The organism is Sphingomonas bacterium (assembly GCF_903644135.1).
Classification (GTDB): Bacteria; Pseudomonadota; Alphaproteobacteria; order Sphingomonadales; family Sphingomonadaceae; genus Sphingomonas.
This window is the reverse complement of sequence record NZ_CAHJXA010000206.1, coordinates 1-5,101: the sequence shown is the minus strand read 5'-3', so window position 1 is coordinate 5,101 and position 5,101 is coordinate 1. Positions and strand designations below refer to the sequence as shown.

The 5,101-nt window shown below is 70.3% G+C and carries 6 protein-coding genes and 1 pseudogene; 3 read left to right on the top strand and 4 right to left on the bottom strand.

Annotation, left to right across the window (positions count from 1 at the left end; genetic code table 11):
- A partial coding sequence (locus HUU96_RS11000; protein WP_174292842.1) for a site-2 protease family protein occupies positions 1-131 on the bottom strand: 131 nt, incomplete at its 3' end.
- 53 nt (positions 132-184) lie between these two features.
- Here HUU96_RS11000 and HUU96_RS10995 point away from each other — a divergent pair.
- The 3 genes from HUU96_RS10995 to HUU96_RS10985 all read left to right on the top strand — a co-directional run bounded on the left by HUU96_RS10995 (position 185) and on the right by HUU96_RS10985 (position 2,663).
- Positions 185-469, top strand: a complete 285-nt coding sequence (locus HUU96_RS10995; protein WP_174292841.1) for a hypothetical protein — start codon at positions 185-187, stop codon at positions 467-469.
- Positions 470-612: 143 nt separating this feature from the next.
- Positions 613-1,974, top strand: a complete 1,362-nt coding sequence (locus HUU96_RS10990) for a M48 family metalloprotease (RefSeq protein WP_174292840.1) — start codon at positions 613-615, stop codon at positions 1,972-1,974.
- Positions 1,971-2,663, top strand: coding sequence for a DsbA family protein (locus tag HUU96_RS10985; RefSeq protein WP_368039765.1), 693 nt, complete (start codon positions 1,971-1,973; stop codon positions 2,661-2,663). The genes HUU96_RS10990 and HUU96_RS10985 overlap by 4 nt, the downstream gene beginning before the upstream one ends.
- Here the strand turns inward: HUU96_RS10985 and egtD are convergent.
- The 3 genes and pseudogenes from egtD to HUU96_RS10970 all read right to left on the bottom strand — a co-directional run.
- Positions 2,660-3,652 carry an L-histidine N(alpha)-methyltransferase gene (egtD, locus tag HUU96_RS10980; protein ID WP_174292839.1) on the bottom strand — a complete coding sequence of 331 codons (993 nt, stop codon included), beginning with the start codon at positions 3,650-3,652 and terminating at the stop codon, positions 2,660-2,662. The genes HUU96_RS10985 and egtD overlap by 4 nt on opposite strands.
- Entirely contained in the window at positions 3,653-4,906 is a 1,254-nt protein-coding gene (gene egtB / locus HUU96_RS10975) for an ergothioneine biosynthesis protein EgtB (protein ID WP_174292838.1), read from the bottom strand.
- Between the two features lie 39 nt (positions 4,907-4,945).
- Positions 4,946-5,101: pseudogene (locus HUU96_RS10970) on the bottom strand (cob(I)yrinic acid a,c-diamide adenosyltransferase); the annotation flags it as partial.

The window sequence follows — 5,101 nt, the reverse complement described above, 5'->3', positions numbered from 1 at the left end:
ACATAGACACCCTGCCATCGCGCGGCGAGGTAGTGGCCCATCTCGTGGACGAAGATCAGGACGCCGAGCACGGCGATGAACGCGCCGACGTTCAGCACGCTCCCGTGCAGGAAATCAACCAATTGCCCCATCGGAACCGCCCCCCTGCCCTATCCCGCGCCGCTCGCGCCGCAAGGCCGAGCCGGTGGCGGCGGTCGAGGAGGCCGCCACCCCAGCCGCACAGGCCGAGCTGGTGGAGCCGGAGCTGCCGATCGAGCCGCAACCGCCGATCGAGGAAGTGGCCGCCAAGCCCAAGCGCTCGCGGCGCAAGGCCGAGCCGGCGGCAACCGAGGAAGCGCCCGCAATCCCCTCGATCGTGCCCACCGCCGCCGAGGCGACCGAGGTCGGCGAGGACGAGGCCCCCGCCGGCGAGGTGGTCGAGGCCGAGCCCGCCCGCCGTGGCTGGTGGCAGCGCACCTTCGGCGCATGACCCGGGCCGCCGGCCTCTCTCCTGGCGGAGCAGGGGCCGGCGGGCTCATGGGCCGACGCGCCCGGGCTTCATCGTCGGTTCAGCCCCTGCCGGTCACGGGCCATAGACCGCATGACCTTCTCCCAATCCATCGGCAGCCGGCCATGAAGCGCTTTGCCGCCGCCTGCGCTGCCGCGCTGCTGTTGTGGGTACAGCCTGCCGTGGCGCAGTCGATCCTGCGCGATGCCGAGACCGAAAGCCTGTTCGCCGACATGAGCGCGCCGCTGGTCAAGGCGGCGGGGCTGGGCCCGCGCAACGTCCAAATCGTGCTGATCCAGGACGACAGCATCAACGCCTTCACCGCCGGCGGCCAGACGGTCTATCTCAACTCCGGCCTGCTCCAGTCGGCGGACAACGCCAACCAGGTGCAGGGCGTGATCGCGCACGAGCTCGGCCATGTCGCCGACGGCCATGTCGCGCTGGCCGATGCCGGCGCGCGGCCAGCGATGGGGATGTATATCCTGTCCATGGTGCTGGGCGTCGCGGCCATGGCCGCCGGCAGCGCGGAGGCCGGGGCCGGCATCATGGCGGCGGGGCAGCAGGCGGCGACCGGCAAATATCTCGCCTTCTCCCGCAACGTCGAGTCGGTGGCCGATGCCACAGGAGCCAAGTTCCTGCGCCAAGGCGACATCTCCGGCCGCGGCATGTTGGCGTTCTTCAAGAAGCTGCAGAACGACCAGTATCGCTATGGCTATGGCAACAAGGATATTAATCCGTTCCTGCAGACCCACCCGCTGTCGTCGGAGCGGATCGCGACCCTGACCGCCGACCTCCAGGCGTCGCCAGCCTGGAACAACCGGCCCGATGCGGCGCTCGACGAGCGGTTCCGGCGGGTCAAGGCGAAGCTCGCGGGCTATGTCCTGCCGGTCAACGAGACGCTCGCGGCGTATCCGCCGTCCGACCAGTCGGTCTATGCGCATTACGCCCGCGCCTATGCCTATCACAAGGGCGGCTATCCGGAGAAGGCGCAGGCCGAGGCGGAGGCGCTGGTCGCCGCACGCCCTCGCGATCCGTATTTCCAGGAGGTACAGGGCCAGATCATGCTGGAGGCGGGGCATCCGCGCGAGGCGCTGACGCCGCTGCGCGCGGCGGTCCAGGGGTCGAACAACAACCCACTGATCGCCACCACGCTGGGTCACGCGCTGGTCGCGACCGACGACAAGGCCAATCTGGTGGAGGCGGTCAAGGTGCTGCGCAGCGCGGTGGCGCGCGACGACGACAACCCGTTCGCCTGGTTCCAGCTCGGCGCGGCCTATGAGGCGCAGGGCGATCAGGCCCGCGCCGCACTCGCCAGCGCCGAGCAGCAGGGCCTGATCGGCGACAGCCGCCGCGCCGCGGTCAGCGCTCGCCATGCGATGGCCGGCATCGCCGCCAACACCCCCGACTGGATTCGGGCGCAGGACATCGCCATGACCGCGCAGAATGCCTGGGACGTCGACCCCAGGAACAAGCATCGCCGCAAGTGAGGGGCTGGCTTTCCTGGGCAGCAGCGGCGGCGATCGGCGTGAGTGCCGGCGCAGCGACGATGATGCTGATCGATCGGCACGACGGCGGCGGCGTCCGTACCTACCTCCTCGCCCATCCCGACGTGATCCCGGAAGCGATGCAGCGGCTGCGCGACCGCGAGACCGGCAAGACGATCGCCGCCGGCCGCGCCGCGATCGAGACGCCGGTCGGCAGCGCCTGGGCCGGCAATCCGCGCGGCGACGTCACGCTGGTGGAATATTACGACTATAATTGCGGCTATTGCCGGGCCAGCCTGCCAACGGTGGCGGCGCTGGTGAAGAGCGACCCCGGCCTGCGTGTCGTTTATCGCGAGCTGCCGATCCTTGCGCCCTCCAGCCACGATGCCGCGCTGGCCAGCCTGGCGGCGGCGCATCAGGGCCGCTTCGCCGCCTTCCACGACGCGCTCTATGCGGCGGGACAGGTCAGCAAGGCGTCCATCGCCGCAGTGGCCAGGCAGACAGGCGTCGCGGCATCCGCCACCGCCGTACCGGCGGACGAGGCGGCGATTACCGCCAACATGAAGGCGGCGGGCGAACTGGGCATGACCGGCACACCCAGCTGGGTGATCGGCGACCGGGTGATGATCGGCGCGCAGACGCTGGAGCAGCTGCAGGACGCGGTAGCCACCGCCCGACACCCCGGCAGCTAGGGAGCAGGCCGCTCCGCCTGCGCTTCGGCGAGGTAGAGCGCGAACAGGCCAGCGGGGTCGCTCCACTCGGCGATTGGCGTCCAGCCGCCGGCGCGCAGCAGGATGCGCGCGCTGCGGGGATCGTATTTGTGGCTGTTCTCGGTGTGGATCGTCTCCCCCGCCGTCATCGCGAACGGGCGACCGTCGACGGTGAAGTCGAGGTCGCGCACCGCTTCGAGATGCATCTCGATCCGTGCGCGGTCGTCGTTCCACCGTGCGACGTGGCGCAGCGCATCGATCGGGATCGTGCCGTCCAGCTCGCGATTGATCCGCTCGGCGAGGTTGAGGTTGAAGCGCGCGGTGACGCCGGCGGCGTCGTCATAGGCGGCGACCAGCGTCGCCTCGTCCTTGATCCGGTCCATGCCAATCAGCAGCAGCGCGCCCTCCCCCAGAGAGGCGCGCATCGCCCGTAGCAGGTCGGTCGCCATCAGCGGCGTCATGTTGCCGATCGTCGAGCCGGGGAAGAAGCCGAGCTTGGACGCGGCAGCCACCGTGCGCGGCAGGGTCAACGGCTTCATGAAGTCCGCCTCGAACGGCAGCACCAGCAGGCCGGGGAACGCCGCCGACAGCGTCCGCGACGACTCGCGCAGGAAAGCGCCGGAGATATCGATCGGCACATAGGCGCTGGGTGCAACGGCCTGAAGCAGGATCGGCGTCTTGGTCGACGATCCCGACCCGAACTCAATCACCGCGCGTCCAGCGCCGGCGATCGTCGCGACCTCCGGGCAGGCCCGCTCCAGGATCGCCCGCTCGGTCCGTGTCGGGTAATATTCCGGCAGATCGGTGATCGCCTCGAACAGCTCCGACCCGCGCCGGTCGTAGAACCAGCGCGCCGGAATCGCGCGCGGCCGGCGGTCGAGCCCGGCGAGCACGTCGGCGCGAAATTGCGGGTCTGCGAGGCTGGGCTCCTCAGACCAGAGTGGGCCGTCCTCGATCTCAGGCTTGAGCACCTACCAATCCTTCGCGAGCCGCACGCCGGTGAACTGCCAGCGCTGGTGCGGGTAGAAGAAGTTGCGGTAGCTCGCCCGCACATGGCCGCGCGGGGTCGCGCAGCTGCCGCCGCGCAGCACGAACTGGCCGCTCATGAACTTGCCGTTATATTCGCCGACCGCGCCCTCGGCGGCGCGAAAGCCGGGGTAAGGGCGATAGGCGCTGCCGGTCCACTCCCAGACATCGCCGAAAAAGGCCGGGCCGCCCGGTGAGGGGCGCGGCTCGACCGGGCCGGCGGCGTCCATGAAGTTGCCGGCCGCCGCATCGTGGCGCGCGGCCGCCGCCTCCCACTCGAACTCGGTCGGCAGTCGTGCCCCCGCCCAGCTGGCATAGGCGTCGGCCTCGAAGAAGCTGACATGCGTCACCGGCGCGGCTGGGTCGATCGCGCGGCGGCCGTCGAGCCCGAATCGCGTCCAGCCTTCACCCTCGCGCTGCCAGTAGAGCGGGGCTTCGATCGCCTCCGCCTTGACCCAGGCCCAGCCATCGGCGAGCCAGTGCCGCGCCTCGCGATAGCCGCCGTCGGCGATGAACGCCGCCCACTCGCCATTGGTGACGGTGCGGTCGGCCAGGGCGTGCGGCGCGAGCAGCGCGCGGTGGCGCGGCCCCTCGCAGTCGAAGCTGAACCCGCCGCCGTCATGGCCGACCTCGACGATGCCGCCGTCATGCGGCAGCCACCCGATCGACCCGGGCATCGCCACCGGCTGCTTGCGCCGCGGCGCGTACAGGGCGGGTTCGAGCGGGTTTTCGCCGAACAGATGCAGGATGTCGGTGACCAGCAGCTCCTGATGCTGCTCCTCGTGGTGACAGCCAAGTTCCACCAGCGCCAGCGCCGCGGCGGACAGCGAGGGCATCGCCGCGACCAGCGCGGCGTCGACATGGGCGCGGTAGGCGCGCACCTCGTCGAGGCTTGGCCGCGTCACCATGCCGCGCCGGTCGCGCGCGTGCCGCCGCCCCTCCGCCTCGTAATAGCTGTTGAACAGGAACGGCCAGCGCTCGTCGTGAGGCCGATAGCCGCCGACATGATCGCGCAGTACGAAGGTCTCGAAGAACCAGGTCGTATGCGCCAAGTGCCATTTGGCCGGCGAGGCGTCGGGCATCGACTGGACCGTCGCGTCGGCATCCGACAGCGATGCGGCCAGCGCGAGGCTCAGCGCCCGAACCGCCGCGAACCGCCCGTGAAGGGGTGCAGCCTGCACCAGCGCCGTGGTAGCCATGGTCCCCCTCGCGTCAGTCCCCGCCGTCGACGATAACGATCAACGCGACGCGCCGGGAACCCACAAAACGTCGTCCGCCCCATTTTTGTTCACCGCCCGCGCGGCGACGAACAACAAGTCCGACAGGCGATTGAGATAGGCGATCGCCTGCGGGTTGGCGGCCGCGCCCATCGCCACCGCCGAGCGCTCCGCCCG